At 36.1% G+C, this 18,196-nt stretch carries 9 protein-coding genes; 7 read left to right on the top strand and 2 right to left on the bottom strand.

The genetic code is table 11. The features are described 5' to 3' along the window. Window positions 1-168 precede the first annotated feature (168 nt). Window positions 169-3,687, top strand: a complete 3,519-nt coding sequence (locus PXC01_RS08535) for an alpha-L-rhamnosidase-related protein (RefSeq protein WP_276471862.1) — start codon at window positions 169-171, stop codon at window positions 3,685-3,687. Window positions 3,688-4,386: 699 nt separating this feature from the next. On the opposite strand, the gene PXC01_RS08530 is transcribed toward PXC01_RS08535, so the two are convergent. Further along, window positions 4,387-5,739 carry a Gfo/Idh/MocA family protein gene (locus tag PXC01_RS08530; protein ID WP_276471861.1) on the bottom strand — a complete coding sequence of 451 codons (1,353 nt, stop codon included), beginning with the start codon at window positions 5,737-5,739 and terminating at the stop codon, window positions 4,387-4,389. After that, window positions 5,732-7,096, bottom strand: coding sequence for a 3-keto-disaccharide hydrolase (locus PXC01_RS08525; RefSeq protein ID WP_276471860.1), 1,365 nt, complete (start codon window positions 7,094-7,096; stop codon window positions 5,732-5,734). The genes PXC01_RS08530 and PXC01_RS08525 overlap by 8 nt, the downstream gene beginning before the upstream one ends. Before the next feature lie 266 nt (window positions 7,097-7,362). On the opposite strand from PXC01_RS08525, the gene PXC01_RS08520 reads away from it, so the two are divergent. From PXC01_RS08520 to PXC01_RS08495, 6 genes are all read left to right on the top strand, one after another. Then, window positions 7,363-9,315 (top strand): hypothetical protein, encoded by a 1,953-nt coding sequence (locus tag PXC01_RS08520; RefSeq protein ID WP_276471859.1) that lies wholly within the window; start codon window positions 7,363-7,365, stop codon window positions 9,313-9,315. Window positions 9,316-9,348: 33 nt separating this feature from the next. Continuing rightward, window positions 9,349-10,308, top strand: coding sequence for a ThuA domain-containing protein (locus PXC01_RS08515; protein WP_276471858.1), 960 nt, complete (start codon window positions 9,349-9,351; stop codon window positions 10,306-10,308). A gap of 131 nt (window positions 10,309-10,439) precedes the next feature. Next, window positions 10,440-12,818 (top strand): endo-acting ulvan lysase-like protein, encoded by a 2,379-nt coding sequence (locus PXC01_RS08510; protein ID WP_276471857.1) that lies wholly within the window; start codon window positions 10,440-10,442, stop codon window positions 12,816-12,818. Continuing rightward, window positions 12,781-14,397 (top strand): sulfatase, encoded by a 1,617-nt coding sequence (locus PXC01_RS08505; protein WP_276471856.1) that lies wholly within the window; start codon window positions 12,781-12,783, stop codon window positions 14,395-14,397. The genes PXC01_RS08510 and PXC01_RS08505 overlap by 38 nt, the downstream gene beginning before the upstream one ends. Before the next feature lies 1 nt (window position 14,398). Further along, entirely contained in the window at window positions 14,399-16,678 is a 2,280-nt protein-coding gene (locus tag PXC01_RS08500; protein ID WP_276471855.1) for a glycosyl hydrolase, read from the top strand. Window positions 16,679-16,682: 4 nt separating this feature from the next. Continuing rightward, the gene (locus PXC01_RS08495) at window positions 16,683-18,176 is read left to right on the top strand and encodes a sulfatase family protein (protein WP_276471854.1); all 1,494 of its coding nucleotides are present in this window, start codon (window positions 16,683-16,685) and stop codon (window positions 18,174-18,176) included. Window positions 18,177-18,196 lie beyond the last annotated feature (20 nt).

Here is an 18,196-nt window from a genome sequence, read left to right as displayed (position 1 = left end):
TAAAAAAACACCCGAAAGACGCATACTTATACAAGATTTTAAATTATATCTTGTCAATATATATTCAGGACAGCACAGGATGGATACTACTACCTTGAAACTTAAGTTTGGTAATGCGCTCAAAAAAGGGCGTTGCGTTAAAATCAACATAAAAACTAAAATCAACGTATGCTGAAAATAATGAGACATTTAGCTATTTTCTTATTTTGTATAATAGGAAACATATCATATGGTCAAAACAACGATAAACCAAATATCATATTTATTTTAACAGATGACCAAAGATTTGATGCCATTGGTTATGCAGGAAATAAATTCGTAGAAACTCCAGAAATGGATGCTTTGGCCAAGGCAGGTACTTACTTCAACAAAGCAATTGTTACCACTCCTATTTGTGCCGCAAGTAGAGCAAGCATTATTACAGGCTTACATGAGAGATCACATAATTTTAATTTTCAGACCGGTAATGTTCGCGAAGAATATATGCAAAACTCGTACCCTACTCTATTAAAAAATAATGGCTATTACACAGGTTTTTACGGGAAATATGGTGTTAGATACGACGATTTAGAGAAGCAATTTGATGAGTTTGAATCGTATGATAGAAATAACCGCTATAAGGACAGAAGAGGATATTATTACAAAACTATAGATAATGACACTGTTCATTTAACGCGTTACACAGGACAAAAAGCTTTAGATTTTATTGAAAATAACGCATCTGGTAGTGAACCATTCTGCCTATCGTTAAGCTTTAGCGCACCGCACGCACATGACCCCGCAGAAGAACAATATTTTTGGCAGAATAGCACCAATAATTTATTGACAGATATTACCATATCAAAGCCTGCATTATCCGATGATAAATATTTTAATGCACAACCAGAGATAGTGAGACAAGGTTTCAACAGACTACGTTGGACCTGGAGGTACGACAACCCAGAAAAATATCAACATAGTACAAAAGGTTATTACAGAATGATCTCTGGAATAGACCTAGAGATCAAGGAAATTAGAAAGAAACTAAAAGAAAAGGGTATTGAGGACAACACGGTCATTATTGTTATGGGCGATAATGGTTACTTTTTAGGAGAACGCCAACTAGCAGGTAAATGGTTAATGTACGACAACTCTATACGTGTACCATTAATAATTTTTGACCCACGGGTAAACAAACATCAAGATATTGATGATATGGTTTTAAATATAGACGTTACTTCTACAATTGCAGATCTGGCCAATGTAGAAATACCAGAAACCTGGCAAGGAAAAAGTTTAATGCCACTAGTTAAACAAGAAAAAAAATCAATAGAAAGAGATACCATTTTAATAGAACATATTTGGGATTTTGAGAGTATTGCCCCAAGTGAAGGTGTACGAACCGAAGAATGGAAATATTTTAGATATGTAAACGATAAAACCATAGAAGAGCTATACAATCTTAAAAAAGACCCTCAAGAAATCAACAACTTGATCGGTAAAAAGAAATATGCCGAAACAGCTAATAAATTACGAGCTAAATTAGATGAACTTATAAAAAAGAACAGTAATGAATTTAGAGCTGCACCCACTGATCTGACTGTAGAATTAATAAGAGCTCCAGAAACCGAAGTTGAAATCTTTGATCTTCAACCTGAATTTGGCTGGACAGTTCCTTCGGCATCAAAATTTCAATCTGCATATCAGATTTTAGTAGCTACCGATAAATCAACTATTGATGCCAATAATGGCAATGTTTGGGATAGTCAACGAGTAGCTTCTAATGCATCTACTAATGTAGAATATAAAGGTAAGCCCTTAGAAATAGGCAAAACATACTATTGGAAAGTAAGGATTTGGGATGAGGACAATCGTTTAGTAGACTATTCGGAAACTCAAAAATTTACAACAGGAAAAAGTGACAACTATATCATATCTACTGAAAATAAATTTATTACCACTAAGATAGAACCTGTTGTTTTTGAAAAAAGAGGAGATTCATATTTTATGGATTTTGGTAAAGCGGCATTTGCAACCATTGACTTTACCTATAATGCAGAAAAACCACACACCTTGACCTTTAGAATTGGTGAAATGATAGATAGTGAAGGTAATGTAAACAGAACACCACCTGCAAAGAGTAACATTCGCTATCAAGAGATAAAAATTGATGTAAAACCCGGTCAAACAAAATATCAAATAGAAGTTCAAAAAAACGAAAGAAATACTAGACCTAACCAAGCTGTAGCATTACCTAAAGGGTTCCCCCCACTTGTTCCGTTCAGGTATGCCGAAGTAGAAGGAGCCCAAGCAAAGGTTTCTAAAGAGAACTTTCAACAGCTTGCATTTCATACCTATTGGGATGAAGAGGCAAGCAGTTTCCATAGTGATGATGAAATTCTAAATCAAGTCTGGGAACTATGTAAATATTCTATCAAAGCAACAACCTTTAATGGTCTTTATGTAGACGGTGATAGAGAAAGAATACCTTATGAAGCCGACGCTTACTTGAACCAATTGAGTCACTATACTACAGACCGTGAGTTCGCCATGGCAAGACGTACCATAGAGTACTTTATGAAAAACCCTACTTGGCCAACAGAGTGGCAGCAACATGTACCTCTTTTAATTCATGCAGATTACATGTATACGGGAAACACTGAATTAATTGAAAAATACTATGAAGCACTTAAGCATAAATCTTTATTTGAACTCTCTAACGAAGACGGTCTTATAACCTCTACTAAAGTTGATAAAGAGTTTATGCGTAAACTTGGTTTTCCAGACGGTTATAAAAAACCGTTGACCGATATTGTAGATTGGCCGCCCGCCAATTTTAACGGTAGCAAAACTCCGGGAGAAAGAGACGGATTCGTTTTTCAACCATACAGTACCGTAATAAACTCATTCTTTTATGAGAACATGAAAATTATGGCAGAGTTTGCAAAAATTTTAGGAAAAACTCAAGAAGCCTTAGATTTTCAATATCGGGCAACAAAAGTCAAAAAAGCGGTCAATGAACAAATGTTCGATAAGGACAGAGGTATTTATGTGGATGGCGTAGGCACTGATCATGCTTCTTTACATGCCAATATGATGCCTTTGGCATTTGGGCTAGTACCAAAGGAACATTATAGGACTGTAGTAGATTATGTAAAATCTAGAGGACTTGCGTGTAGCGTATATGGTGCCCAATTTTTAATGGACGGACTCTATAATGCAGGAGAGCAAGATTACGCCTTAGATCTATTAACCGATACCAGTGATAGAAGTTGGTACAATATGATCAAAATAGGTTCTACAATAACATTAGAAGCTTGGGACAATAAGTATAAAAACAATTTGGATTGGAACCATGCTTGGGGCGCTGTTCCTGCTAACATTATTCCTAGAGGGCTTTGGGGCATTAAACCTAAAACACCAGGTTTTGGCATTGCCACTATTAAACCTCAAATGAGCACATTAAAATCGAGCTCTATTGAGGTACCAACTGTACGTGGTACTATAAAGGGCACATATACCCACAACGGACCCAGGTTACAAACCTATGAAATAGAAATACCTGCTAACATGGTAGCAGAGTTCAGTTTAAATAATTTAGACGGTAAAGATTTCATTCATAATGGCCGCAAAGTACCACCTGCATTTGAAAGTGTTAGGCTTTCACCGGGCAATCACACCATTCAATTAAAAATAAATTCTTTTTAAACACTAATCATTAACTTTAATTAAAATCAAAAAATAACATTAATTATATTTTTGAAAATGAGGTTTTTTAGTTTAAAAAACCTCATTTTATTTACAACTTGTTTACCAAGATTTTAATAATGAGTTCTTTTCATTACGTATTTAAAGTCAAAGATATTCAATCAACAAGAGAATTTTACATCAATCTACTTGGTTGCGAAGAAGGCAGATATACCAAAACATGAATCGATTTTATTTTTTTTAACAACCAATTATACGCTCATGTAAGTACTGAATTTCCAAAACTCTACAATTGTGGAAAGGTTAATGATACAAGTGCTCCATACCATATCTTGGATGTATTTTAAATAGCTATACTTTTAAAGAAATAGAAAGATAATTTGAAGAAAGCAAAACACCTCAGGGCAAGCCCATGAGGCATTCAAAGGAGACAAATTTTAAATTCGAGGCAAGCATCTGGGTATTATACACTTTGGCGGTGCCAATAAAATAGAGTTCGTCGTAAACCTAAAAAAAGGTACGAAGGAAAAAACAGGAGAACAGCTTACTATGGTCGTGTTCGATTATAGTGGTAACCCACTAGAATTTAAAGCCTTCTCAAATAATGATGAAATATTTTCTTCATAAATAAACAAATAGGGCAAGTAGCTTTGACTACTTGCCCCATTATTCCTTTAAAATTTATATTATCATATAACTTTATAACATAAACTTACTTTTCCAAGAATCCTCATAAGGTTTATCCCAATGTTTCATAGCTTCTCTATTGAACATGATACCCTTTGTATTATCAATATCAAAATTTTGATTGATACGCGACGCAACATTTGCATAGTGAACCATAGCCATTGAAACGTTTGCATCATCTATAGGTGCTTGTAAAGATTCATTTCCTCTAATAGCTTCAAAGAAGTTCATAACGTGTACAGTAGACATATCGCCTCCGCCGCCAAGAGCAACGCCACCCTCTTGGCCACCACTTGAAACTTCTTCTATAAGCTTACCTTTTCTATCGAATAGTTTATAATGACCTCGGTTGACAAATACGGACCCTTCGGTGCCATAGATAATAACACCACGACCACTACCATATGTACTGTATGCATTTCTACTTTTACCGTCCCACTCGATCTGCTTATTATCCTCAAATGTAAATTTGGCCATCATGGTATCGTACATTTCCCATCCATCATCTACAAAGTGTTTTTTTGTAGCATCTACTTCTACTCTATTAGGCAGATCTACATTTAATGCCCAACGTGCAACATCTAATTCATGGGTTGCGTTATTGCCCATTTCCGCTGTACCATAGTTCCATCCGTACCAGTGCCAATTATAGTTCCAAGTTTCCGAGGTGTATTCCCTATGAACTGCAGGTCCCTGCCAGTTATTCCAATCTAAGCCCTCTGGCACAGACGCTTGTTTCTGGTGTGGTACCGCTCCTCTCCCATTATTATAAAATGCCAATGCTTTGTACGCCTTCCCTATGGCACCGTCATGAATTTTCTGAATGATTTTTTGGGTATGTAGAGAAGAACGCTGCTGATTTCCCATCTGCACAATCTTACCAAACTTTTTGGTTGCTTCTACAAGAAGTTCATTTTCTTCCATTGTACAACTACTAGGCTTTTCAACATAAACGTGCTTACCGGTTTTCATGGCCATGATCGCCCCAGGTGTATGCCAATGATCAGGCATGGCATTTATAAGAACTTCTACTTTATCGTCATCTAAAACTTTAAAAATATCTTGCTCAAGTTTAGGACTATAAGTAATATACTTTTCAAAATTAGAAGCGGCTTTAGTCATTTGTGATTGCATTGCATCGCACAAGTAAAGCAACCTAACATTACTCTTTTTATGGGCAATTGGCTCGTAAAATGCACCCAATCTACGACCTAGGCCAGCAATGGCAACATGAAGTCGATCATTGGCCCCCAAAATGCTATTGTAACTTTTTGCACTCATACCCATTGAAGATGCACTGGCCAATCCTAGACCAGCTAATGTAGATTTCTTAACAAAACTTCTTCTACTATTATTCTTACTCATAAGTCTTAATTTTTATGTTTTTGAAAGACACTAGATCACCATGATCTTGTAATAGAATATTTCCTTTTTCCAATAGTCCAAAATTTGGCCAGTCTTTATATTTACTTTCTTCTACCAATTTCAAAAATGCTTCACTACCTCGCTCATATTCCAAAACTTTTACACCGTTCAACCAATGTTCAACTTTATTTTGCTTAGAAATTATATGTGCCGTATTCCATTCTCCTATGGCGTTCATATGCTTATTTTCATCTGCTTCGATTAAATCATAAAGAGACCCAACTGTTCTGCTTCCTTCATGGTTACCAAGCTTTGCGTCTGGGTGACGCTCATCATCTAAAATTTGAAACTCAAGACCAATTGACGACCCTTCACCCTTATTAAGTTCAGTATCAACATAATATTTAATACCGCTATTTGCACCTTCAGTAATTTTAAAATCGGTTTTCATTTCAAAATCAGCATACATTTTTTCTGTTACTATATCTCCACCGGCAGTAGACTCGCCGCCACCTGATGCCAATACACTTAAAATTCCATTTTCAATTTTCCATCCTTTCTTAGGAAAAGCATCTAGCTTGGCACCTCTCCAACCTTTGGTCGTCTTACCATCCCATAGCATTTGCCAACCATCTTTTTTCTCTTGAAAAGTAAGATTGTTTTTTGTGACAATAGGTTCTAATGGAGATGCTTTGCTATACGTATCCAAGTTCTGGGTAATAAGCTTCACATTTTTCCATTTGATTTCCACTCCCGGTTTTCCTTTTTTCCCAATACTATGTACTTGCAGGGCAATAAAACCCTCTTTGGTCATGTCATCTATTAAATGAGCTGCAGGTATATCATTGATCCATGTCTTTAAGGTGTCGCCAATGACTTCAATTCTAAAATGATTCCAATCATTAGGTTTATATGCTTTTTGCGCCGGTTTATTGCCTTCTAGCGGATTTAGCCATTTTCTTCTTTTTTCATCATAAATACCACCGCTCCAAGATCTTCTTGAAGGATCGATCTCTACTTGGTAACCGTGAACAATACCATCTCTATACCAAGGAAAACTGTTGCTTCTTATTTGAACGCCAGAGTTGGAAACCGAATCTGTTTTAAAATCAAGTTCCAGAATAAAGTCTGTATATGTAGCGTCCGTAACTAAAAAAGTATTCGGTGTATTGGCCACCGTTTCACCAATTATCTCACCATTCTCCACGCTATACGTAGCTTCACCACCAATAATATGCCAACCAGTTAAATCCTTACCATTAAAAATTGGTGTTAAATGATCTTTCTTTTCAGTTGTACAGCTTGCCAATAAGGCAGAAACCAAAACATAGGAAATTCCTATAAAATTCTTTTTCATTCTTTTATTCATTTGATAACTAATTTACTTATCGCTTAAAGTTAGCTCAAATTCCCTAAGAACTATCCTGTGCTTTCATGGGTAACAACTTATTCTATTTTTAGATAATTCTTAAAAAAATAGCACTAAAATTATAAGCCTAACACTACAGGACACCTTATAGGTGTCAAAATCTTAAATTGCTTTAATTCAAAATTCACTGTATGAATATGTCGTTTCAAAATTGTTTTTTACTCTTGATCCTAGTTTTTATTTCTACAAAAACTATGAACGCCCAAACATCTGATCTAACAGATCCAATAATTGATGAAAACAACTTTTTTGAGTCGCAAAACAATACAGTTGCGGTCGAGGCAGAATTTTTTTATCGACAAACAAAAGATAGTCTACGTAATTGGTACCGATTTAATAAGCACGAAATTGCGAATACTACTAATAAAAAAATAGAAAATCATAGTTACGGTGCAAGTAACAATGGTTACACACAAGTTTTGCCAGACACAAGGATCACCCATGCCGATGAACTTAAACATGGTGAGAATTTCTCCAACAAACCGGGTGAAGTAGCAATCATGCATTACAAAGTTAAAATAAAGGAACCTGGTCGTTATTATGTTTGGGTCAGAGCATATAGCACCGGAAGTGAAGACAACAGCATACATATTGGTCTAAACGGAAAATGGCCGGAACATGGTCAACGTATGCAATGGTGCGATGGCAAAAATGACTGGTCATGGTCTAACAAGCAAAGAACAAAAGAAGTACATTGTGGAGTTCCACATGAAATATATCTAGATATTGCAAAAAGCGGCATTCATGACATTCAATTTAGCATGCGTGAAGATGGCTTTAAATTCGATAAATTTATTTTAACAAAGGACAAAGATTACCAACCGGAAAGTAAAGACAAACCAGCAATAATAAAATGGCCGGAGCCTACTTATTATCAGTTAATTTCTTTATCGGATATAGATAACAAAACCTTACCTGTAGCAGATTTCCCAATGGAGAATACTGGTTATTATAAAGATGCCGGTGGCCAATGGTTTGCCATAAACCCAAATAAGAATAGGAAAGCAAGCACTACCACGAATTTTAATTTTAAAGATGGAGCTTATGACATTGTATTTGTTGGTGTCGGCGAAAATGATGGACAATCTAAGTTTACAGTTTTAATAAATAATAAAGAATTAGGGTCGTTCACACCATCCTTAACCTCTAAAATGTTTGATGAAGGGGAAGATTTTAATGGCTTGTGGCAAAATGTCTCCCTTAAAAAAGGAGACAAAATTACGGTCCAATCTACCATAGGAAGTACCGACGGTAAAGAATGGGCCAGGGCAAGATGGTCTGGTCTAATTTTTACACCAGTTGGTAAAGGCGAAAAAGTAAAAAAAGCCGATGGTACACTACAAAAAACAGCTGTTAATAGCATTCCAAAGGTGAAACCACCAAAGGGTCGTATTGCCATTATAGCCGATGGAAATTCTCCTGACCCCGATGATCTTGGAGGTACTGCAGTTTCATTGGCTCTTTTAAGGGCGACAGGATTTGAAAATAGACTTGTGCATTATTCCCATAGCTGTGATCTAATCCGAGTAAACCGAATATCGGAACGAGCAGAAAAAGAAAGACACGCCATGATGCAAACTGTTTGTGATGTAACGGCAAGGCGTTGGGGAGGCTTTGATGATATTACCTTTTTTGATGCCAAATGGCAACAAGAGCAAACTATTAATGATTTAAAAAACGCCATAAACGCATCATCGACAAATGATCCTTTATGGATAGTAGAAGCAGGCGAACCAGATATTATTGGATATGCTTTACAGGCGTCAAAAAAATCTAAACACAAGTATGTTAAAGTAATAACCCACCACCCGGCCAATGATGATGCGGGAGATTTCTTTTCATGGCAAGATATTTTGGATTTTGGTATAGACGAAATAAGAATACCTGATCAAAATACACATTTAAAAGTTGCCTTACCTGAGTGGGATTGGGCAAAAAATCATACCGACCCTAGAATACAATGGGTTTGGCTTCAAGGTAAAATTGCCGAAGTAGATGATGTAGTAAAATTTCAAAAAGGAAAATGGGACTGTTCTGATGCGGGTATGGTACTTTATTGGCTAACTGGTGCTACAAACGGCGGTTTACAACTAGGTACCGTAGAAGATGTAAAAAATATATTGTTGAGTTTTATCGAAAAGAAATAAACAAGACACATACAACCATAAATTTTAAAGGTTATGAAAAATATTATTATTGGTATGCTATTGGCAATGAGTACAGTTTGTACGGCACAGGAAAAAATTAAAGTACTCATCGTCGATGGTCAAAACAACCATCAAATTTGGCCCAAATCGACCATAATGATGAAACAGTATTTAGAAGAAACTGGCTTGTTCAATGTAGATATATCACGTACTCAATATATATGGAAAGCTGAACGAGAACAACAATATTTAAAGCTTGCGACCAATCAAAAACAGCAACAAGTAGAACAACCTATAACCGACCCAAATTTTAGACCCAAGTTTCATAATTATGATGTAGTCATATCTAATTTTGGATGGAAGGCCGCACCTTGGCCAAAAAAGACCCAAAAATTATTTGAACGCTATGTAAAAAAAGGTGGGGGGTTTGTAAGCATTCATGCTGCAGATAATTCTTTTCCACAATGGGATGCCTATAATGAAATGATCGGACTAGGCGGCTGGGGTGACCGATCAGAAAAAGATGGGCCTTATGTATTTTACAATAATGCCAATAAAATGGTTATAGACACAACAAAAGGTCCTGCAGGGTTTCATGGAGCCAGACATAGGTTTCCCATAACGATAAGAGACAAAGAACACCCAATTACTAATGGAATGCCCAACATTTGGATGACCGGTATTGATGAATGCTATGCTAAACTACGTGGTCCTGCAAAAAATATGACCATACTGGCTACTGGCAAAGACCAAAGTGATAAAGCGCCAACTGACCGAAATGAACCCATGCTAATGGTAATAAATTATGGTAAGGGCAGAGTATTTCATAATACACTTGGCCATGATTTAGACTCATTTGAGAATGTAGGCTTTATTGTTTCAGTTTTACGCGGAACCGAATGGGCAGCAACAGGAAAAGTGACCCAAGAAATTCCTGATGATTTTCCAACAGAATCAAAAGCTACCAGACGTCCTTTTCACTTGAAAAAATAACTAAGACAAACATTTTTCTCAAATTAATGATAGCTATTATTTTTAAACATTTAGTCAAGTATATTTTCAGTATTAGTTTGGTGTTATCAATGTGTTTTGCCCAAGCACAGTCATTAAACCACCCGGTTATTATGACGACTAAAAGTGAAAAGGAAAAAATATTAAAAAATATTGATAAATATGAATGGGCAAAGAGCTTGGTTGAGCAATTACATAGTCAAGTTGATAGTACTGTATTATCACATAGCAAAAATCCTGAATTACTATTAAGTAGTATACCCAAATTTGCATCAAGCGACCACCAAAATAATGAGAAAAAAGCGGGACCAATTGCCGCTGCCCATAACAAAATACTAAGATTGGCCGCAAATTCGGGCATGTTATATTATCTGACAGCGAATGAAAATTACGCTCAACTTTCTGCTGACATCCTTAATGCGTACTTTGAACATATTTCTCCGTTAACACCAGAGACCACAAGTATTTGCGGATATGCATTCTTCGACCCCAGAACAACATATGACCAAATTGCCATCGCCTATGATTTTATTTATGAGTATCTAAAAAAACCGGGGACTACGGTCTACGATAATTTACAAGGCACCCAGGTCGCTTTTAACAATAATAAAGCACAAATGGCCATCAAGAATATAGTAGGCAATGTGCTGCAAGAATATGGTGAACCCGATGTTTATGGTAAACGAATATCAAATCACCCTATACTTACAGCACCAGGTGCATTATTTGCTATTCTTTGCGTAGAAGACGATACAGAACGTGAACGTTTGTTCCATATATTTTGGGAAACTGGTACGGCTCATCAAAACTCCTTCACCAGGACCATACTACCCATGTTCTCTAGTCAAGGAATATGGCCAGAATCTTTAAGCTATAGTTTCATGCCCATAATCACAATGGTATTGAATATTGTAGACAGGGTAAAACCAGAAATGAACGTAACAGAGAACAATCGCCATATTTTTGAAGGAAATTTTCTTTTTGATTATTTAAGAAACCCAGATAGAACTTTTGTGCGATATGGAGATTCTAAGCGATACAATGATTTTACCGCTCCTTTGTATCGTTATACCCTAAGAATTGCAGATCGCCGAGGGTTCACCTCATTAAAGGAAAAAGCAGAAGTTGCCCTACAACAATCTTACCGGTCTCAAGGTGGTTACCGACCCGATCTGGGTCAAGGCAACATTTTCAACAATTACAATGCGTTACAATTGTTTTGGGGCCTTCCATTACCAGAAGCGATAGACAAAACGGTAGATTTAAACAAACCAACAGTTATCGTTGATCATGCAGGTATAGCGCTACAACGTAATTATGTAAAAACAGATAACGAATTGTATGGCCTATGTGGCATTATTGGTGGGGCGCATTATGTACACTCTCACCTTACCGGTATTACCATGGAGTTGTATGGAGCAGGGTATATTATGGGACCAAATGCCGGACTACCGCCTACGGTCTCGGAGCGTCAAATACCATTACACGAACATTATTTTAGACTTTACGCAGGTAATAATACCGTAATAGTAAACGGTACCTCGCATGGTTTGGATGAGGGTTCGTGGAAAAGAAAAGCAAACGTTTGGCAAAACACCACCGTAAATATTGCGGCAGAACCAAAACATTTAGAAGACCCAATTTCAAAAGAATTTAGTTTTGCTACCCAATATCTGAACGATACCGTAAACGATGCCCAACAAGAACGCACATTAGGAATTATTAGGACCAGTGACAGTACCGGATATTATTTTGACATGTTCCGCTCTAAATCGAATATTGAAAATAAATTTCATGATTATGTCTATCATAATATTGGTGATAAAACAGTACTGACCAATGAAAAGGGAAAAGCTTTATCAGTACAGCAAACGGACCGTTATAAAAATGATATTGGAGATATTGTCAAGTCTCCAGGTTGGCGGTATTTTGAAGATACCAAGTCTACCAAAAGTATAAAGGAAACTGTAAAAGTTAGGTTTGATGTAAACTATAATAAAAGATATATGCACATGATAATTCCAAAAGAATCTGAACGTGCATATACAACCGCATTGGCACCGGGTACGCGAGAGGCTAAAAACGGTTACGTAGATAAACAGACCCAAGTATTGATCATAAGACAAAAAGGTGAAGCTTGGGAAAATCCTTTCATTTCAATTTTTGAACCTTCAACGAACAAGAAATCAAGTATTCAAAAAGTTGAGACATTAAAGCAAAATGGACAAACCGTTGGTGCCATAATAATTTCAAAAGTAGGAAAGTCTTTAATTACCGATTATATCATTTGTCAAGATACCGAGAAAGCCCAGTACCAGAGCAAAAAATCAGGCATAAGTTTTCAGGGCCGTTTTGCCATTGTACGCACAACAATAGAAGACGATAAAACAGAAAATACACTCTATATAGGTGATGGCAAAAAACTCCTATTTGGAGGTAAAAAGTTAGAAACCAATGGCAACACTAGCGCAGTATTACACTATAATCCTTAAAAAAATTATGAGGTCATGCACTAAACTAGCCATTCTTGCTCCATTACTTTTTGTAACGGTCTGTAGTAAACCACCTCAAAAGAAAAATGTACTTTTTATACTAATAGATGATTTTGGCTATAATGATATGAGTTTTAGAAACAGTAGTTTCTATGAGACTCCGAATATTGATCAACTCGCCAAAGAAAGTACCGTGTTTAATGAAGGGTACGCAAATTCTAGGGTCTGTAGTCCATCAAGAGCAAGTATCATGACAGGCAAGTTTACTGCTAGACATGGTATAACCGATTGGATAGGAGCTCCAACGGGAAAAGAGTGGAGAAAAAAAGGCAGGTTCAGTAAATTATTGCCACCCAAATACATTAAGAATTTGCCTATAGAAAATATCACCTTGGCAGAAGCACTAAAACAAAGTGGCTATAGTACATTTTTTGCAGGAAAATGGCATTTGGGAGAAGAAGGTTCTTGGCCAGAAGACCATGGTTTTGATATCAATATTGCCGGTTTTGGAGCGGGCAGCCCCCCAGGCGGATATTTTTCACCGTTCAACAACCCAAAACTAAAAGATAATATAGAAGGTGAAAACCTGAGCATGAGATTGGCAGAGGAAACCGCAAAGTTTATTAAGAAAAATAAAGAGAAACCTTTTTTTGCTTTCTTATCTTTTTATGCGGTACACGGCCCAATACAAACAACACAAAACAAATGGCAGAAATACAGAGAAAAAGCTAAAGAAAACGGTATTAGAAATAGCGGCTACGCCATGGGGCACTTTTTACCGATACGTCAAGTACAGGACAACCCTATTTATGGTGGATTAGTTGAAAATATGGACGATGCCGTTGGTCATATTTTAAGCTCATTAGAAGAAATGGGGCTAGATAAAAATACTTTGGTAGTTTTTACATCAGACAATGGTGGTGTTGCATCGGGAGATAATTATTCAACTTCAAACTTACCATTACGTGGAGGAAAAGGATACCAATTTGAAGGAGGTATCAAAGAACCGTATTTTATAAAAGCTCCCTGGATAAAAAATACGATTAAAGAAACAAATATACCTGTAACCGGCGCCGACCTCTACCCTACTATTTTAGATTTAGTAGACGCCAAACTAATGCCAGAACAACATATAGATGGTTTGAGTTTGAAATCTGTTATACAAGGAGATAGTTTAGAAGAGAGATCTTTGATCTGGCATTATCCACATTATGGTAACCAAGGCGGTGAACCCTCATCTATTATAAGAAAAGGCAAATGGAAAATGATTCATTATTACGAAGACAAAAGAAACGAACTTTATAATCTGGAACAAGATCAAGCTGAAAAAAACGATATTTCTTTAGAAAATAAGGCGTTAACCAAATCTATGTTGAATGAGTTATTCAATTATTTAGATAATGTTGGTGCTAAATATCCAGTTAAAGACTCCAGCTATGATCAAAATCTAGAACAGAATTACCTCAACAAAATCGCTACAGAAAAACTTAGGCATTTGGAAATTGAAAGGTTAAAAATATTAGAACCCAATTTTAAACCTAACAATGATTGGTGGGGCAGCCAAATAACAAAAGATTAATATGTATTTAAAATGTATAAAATATAAAATTTCAAATCTACTTTTAATTGCATTACTGTTCACCGGTATTTCATGTAAAAAAGAGAAGGAAAAACTGCCTGAGGATTTAGTACAAAATTTTAAGAATCCTCCAAATGAATTCAAGCCAATGCCCTTTTGGCACATAAACGGTGAATTAACTACCACGGACATAAAACAACAAATGAAAGATGCAAAAGAGAAAGCAGGTTTTAGTGGCATTAGCGTATTACCATTAGCACCTAAAAAAAATGGTAGACCTGGTACAACACCAAATTTTCTTTCGAAAAAATACCTAGAACGGTATCAAGATGTCTTAAATACAGCTGAAGATTTAGACATGCAGGTAATTTTATATGATGATAATGATTTTCCAAGCGGAATGGCCGGTGGAAAAATAGGCGAACTTTTTCCTCAACACACCATGAAACGTTTAGATAAGGTGGAAAAACGCATCGAAGGACCTTCAAGGTTTAAACAAAACATACCTGCTGGTAAATTAGTATCGGCTGTGGCGATGAACCAAGAAACTAGACAACTTATAGAACTCAGCAGTTATATAGAAAATGAAACACTACAATGGCAAGTACCAAAAGGAACCTGGAAAATAATGTTTTTTGTCATGGTCAAGGATAGTTACCATAAGGCATTTCCTGTGGTAGACTATTTGGATACTACTGCGGTAAGGGAAATGATACGTTTAACATATGATGTTTACAAAGAAAATTTTGAATCTTACTTTGGTAATACAATCAAAATGACCTTTTTTGATGATGTAGGTTTTTTTAAACATCCAAGAACCTGGACCGGTCTATTCAATAAAAAATTCATGGATCTTAACGGTTTTGACCCAAAACCCTGGTACCCGGCATTGTGGTATGATATTGGACCCGAAACCGAAGCAATTCGTCATGCATTTTTCAATACCCGAGCAGAACTTCTTGCGGAAGGTTTTCCAAAACTTGTTGGGAAATGGACCAAAGAAAATGGACTTAAAGACACAGGGCATCCGCCAGGTAATTATGATCCTACCCCAATAGACATGAACGGAGATATTTTCAAATTTTTCCGTCATACAGAAATTCCGCTAACTGATGCCATAATCGAATATCAATTTGGTCAAAACGGTCATAAACTTATAAGTTCAGCGGCAGATTATTACGACAAACCTATCGTATCTACTGAAATTTACGGTGCCTATAAGGAACAAGCTTTCGATTCGTTAATGCTTTACCGTTCTGCAATGGATCTTTTTTCTCGCGGTGTAAATTTGGTTGTTCCCCATGGTATGTGGTATAATCCAGATCAGGTATACATTTCACCCTTGGTCTCTTCTGATAGTGAAAAATTAGCACCCATCCTACCCCGTTATTCAAACTTTGTTGGTAGGTCGTGTATGTTATTGCAAGGAGGTAAAAGAGTAGCCAATATTGCAGTGTTGTATCCGTTCGAAGAATTGGCTGGTTGGTATCATTTTGAGGCGCCAGACAATCCTCGACAAGGTTTCTACGTATCGCCAGAAACCAACTACCAAAAAATTAGTGGCCTATTGACAAATGATATTCGACAAGACTTTACATTTATTCATCCAGAATATTTCTTAGATAACAAATATAAAATAGAGCAAGGATCAGTACTATTGAACAATGCAACTAACAAACAAAAATACGACGCACTTATAATTACCGGCTGTAAAATTATTTCATTAAAAACATTACAAAAAGTAAAGAGCTATTTTGACCAAGGTGGTTTGGTAATTTCTACCGGGCAACTACCATTTAAATCTTCAGAATTGGGCCAAGATGAAAAAATTAAGAAATTAATAATTGAAATTTTCAATATAAACCCTGAAAACACCCAAGTTTCTGAAATTAAAATTAATGGTAATTCTAATGGTGGAAAAGCTATTTATATCTCAGAACCAAATGAACATACCCTATCTGGAGCTATCACAGAAAATGTGGTAACAGATGTTGCATTCAACCCAACTCCAAAACTGTCTAGCAACAAAGGCAAATTCAATTATATCCATAAAATAAAAGATGGAAAGAATATCTATTTCTTTTCTAATTCTAGCGACGAAACCATTACTACTGAGGTAACGCTACAAGGTAAACATTACCTATTCAATGCAAACCCGCATAATGGAGACATTCAAAAAATAAAAAACCTTACTCATTCAAAATTCAACAATCAAGAGTTTACAAAAGCTACACTAATGTTAAAACCAGTAAGCTCTACATTTTGGATATCAAATCAATAAAAATATGAAAACAATAAATCAAGCCCTTATTCTAACCTTCTTTTATGCCGCTTTTGTAAGTTGTAATAATGAAGTAAAGACAAAAGCTGTTGAACAGCATAAAAAACCAAACATTGTATATATTTTAACCGATCAGTGGCGCGGGTCAGCGTTGGGCTATGCCGGTGATCCAAATATAAAAACGCCCAACCTAGATAATTTTTCAAAACAATCTGTAAACTTTACAAATGCCGTATCCGTAACCCCTGTTTGTACTCCTCATCGTGCAGCACTTTTGACAGGTAAGTTTCCTACTTCAACAGGTATGATTGTCAATGATGTTTATTTGCCATCTGAAGAACTCACAATGGCAGAAATATTTAAAGCAGAAGGCTATAATACTGCTTATTGGGGTAAGTGGCATTTAGACGGTCATGGGCGCTCAACGTTCATTCCCAAAGAAAGACGTCAAGGATTCGATTATTGGAAAGCTCTTGAATGTTCACATAATTATAATAAAATGCCTTATTATGATAATGACAATCCCCAATTAAAACATTGGGAGCAATATTCACCCTTTGCCATAGTAGAAGATGCCAACACTTACTTAAAAGAGCATGCAAAAGATGAAAAACCATTCTTAGCTATGGTATCTATTGCAACACCACATTTTCCTCATGATTCAGCGCCTCAGAAATATAAAGACCTATATCAACCAGAATCATTAAAACTTAACCCAAATGTTACTAAATCATCTATAGAAAATAGAATTCGAAAAGAATTACAAGGTTATTATGCCCATGCTACCGCCACCGATGAAGCCATTGGCCAATTACTACAGCAGATAGAAGATTTAGGCCTTTCTGATAATACGATTATAGTTTTTTCCGCAGACCACGGTGAAATGATGGGAGCCCATGGGGTAAGACCTTTTGCAAAACAAATGGCTTGGGACGAGTCTTTACGAGTACCATTTTTAATAAAATATCCTGGTATAAAAGAAAACAAAGGTGCTGTGGTAAATGCACCTATTAATACTCCTGATATATTACCTTCATTGTTAGGCCTATCTAATATAAAAATACATAATGAAATAGAAGGTGAAGATTTATCACAGTTAATACTAAACCCTAACCCAGATACAGACCGGGCCGCTTTGGTTATGAATGTTGCTCCTTTTGCAGGAAATTATAATGATACGCCATTCAGAGCTATAAGAACAAAACGTTACACTTATGCCGTAAGTATTGATGGGCCAAATATGTTCTATGATAATGTAGCAGACCCTTACCAACAAAATAATTTACTTGACAAACCTGAATTTAAAACTATACAGACAGAATTAGATAATACCTTAAAGGAAAAGCTAACTAAAATTGGTGATAAAATACGGCCTAGAGAATATTATTTAAATAAGTATAATTATTCTTTTAATGAGAAAAGAAAAGCAATTCCATATTGGGAATTTGATGAAGGTACCGGTGAGGTTCAATCACCTAAACCAATACAACTAGATTAATGATAAAATGTACCAAGAAC

Origin of the sequence: Maribacter huludaoensis, assembly GCF_029350945.1 — a bacterium.
Classification (GTDB): domain Bacteria; phylum Bacteroidota; class Bacteroidia; order Flavobacteriales; family Flavobacteriaceae; genus Maribacter; species Maribacter huludaoensis.
Note: the sequence above shows the minus strand (reverse complement) of the source record. Positions and strands in the feature narration are given on the sequence as shown.

Coding starts and splice junctions, on each gene's coding strand:
- PXC01_RS08535 (WP_276471862.1), top strand. CDS start 169: ATGCTGAAAATAATGAGACATTTAGCTATTTTCTTATTTTGTATAATA.
- PXC01_RS08530 (WP_276471861.1), bottom strand. CDS start 5,739: ATGAGTAAGAATAATAGTAGAAGAAGTTTTGTTAAGAAATCTACATTA.
- PXC01_RS08525 (WP_276471860.1), bottom strand. CDS start 7,096: ATGAAAAAGAATTTTATAGGAATTTCCTATGTTTTGGTTTCTGCCTTA.
- PXC01_RS08520 (WP_276471859.1), top strand. CDS start 7,363: ATGAACGCCCAAACATCTGATCTAACAGATCCAATAATTGATGAAAAC.
- PXC01_RS08515 (WP_276471858.1), top strand. CDS start 9,349: ATGAAAAATATTATTATTGGTATGCTATTGGCAATGAGTACAGTTTGT.
- PXC01_RS08510 (WP_276471857.1), top strand. CDS start 10,440: ATGACGACTAAAAGTGAAAAGGAAAAAATATTAAAAAATATTGATAAA.
- PXC01_RS08505 (WP_276471856.1), top strand. CDS start 12,781: ATGGCAACACTAGCGCAGTATTACACTATAATCCTTAAAAAAATTATG.
- PXC01_RS08500 (WP_276471855.1), top strand. CDS start 14,399: ATGTATTTAAAATGTATAAAATATAAAATTTCAAATCTACTTTTAATT.
- PXC01_RS08495 (WP_276471854.1), top strand. CDS start 16,683: ATGAAAACAATAAATCAAGCCCTTATTCTAACCTTCTTTTATGCCGCT.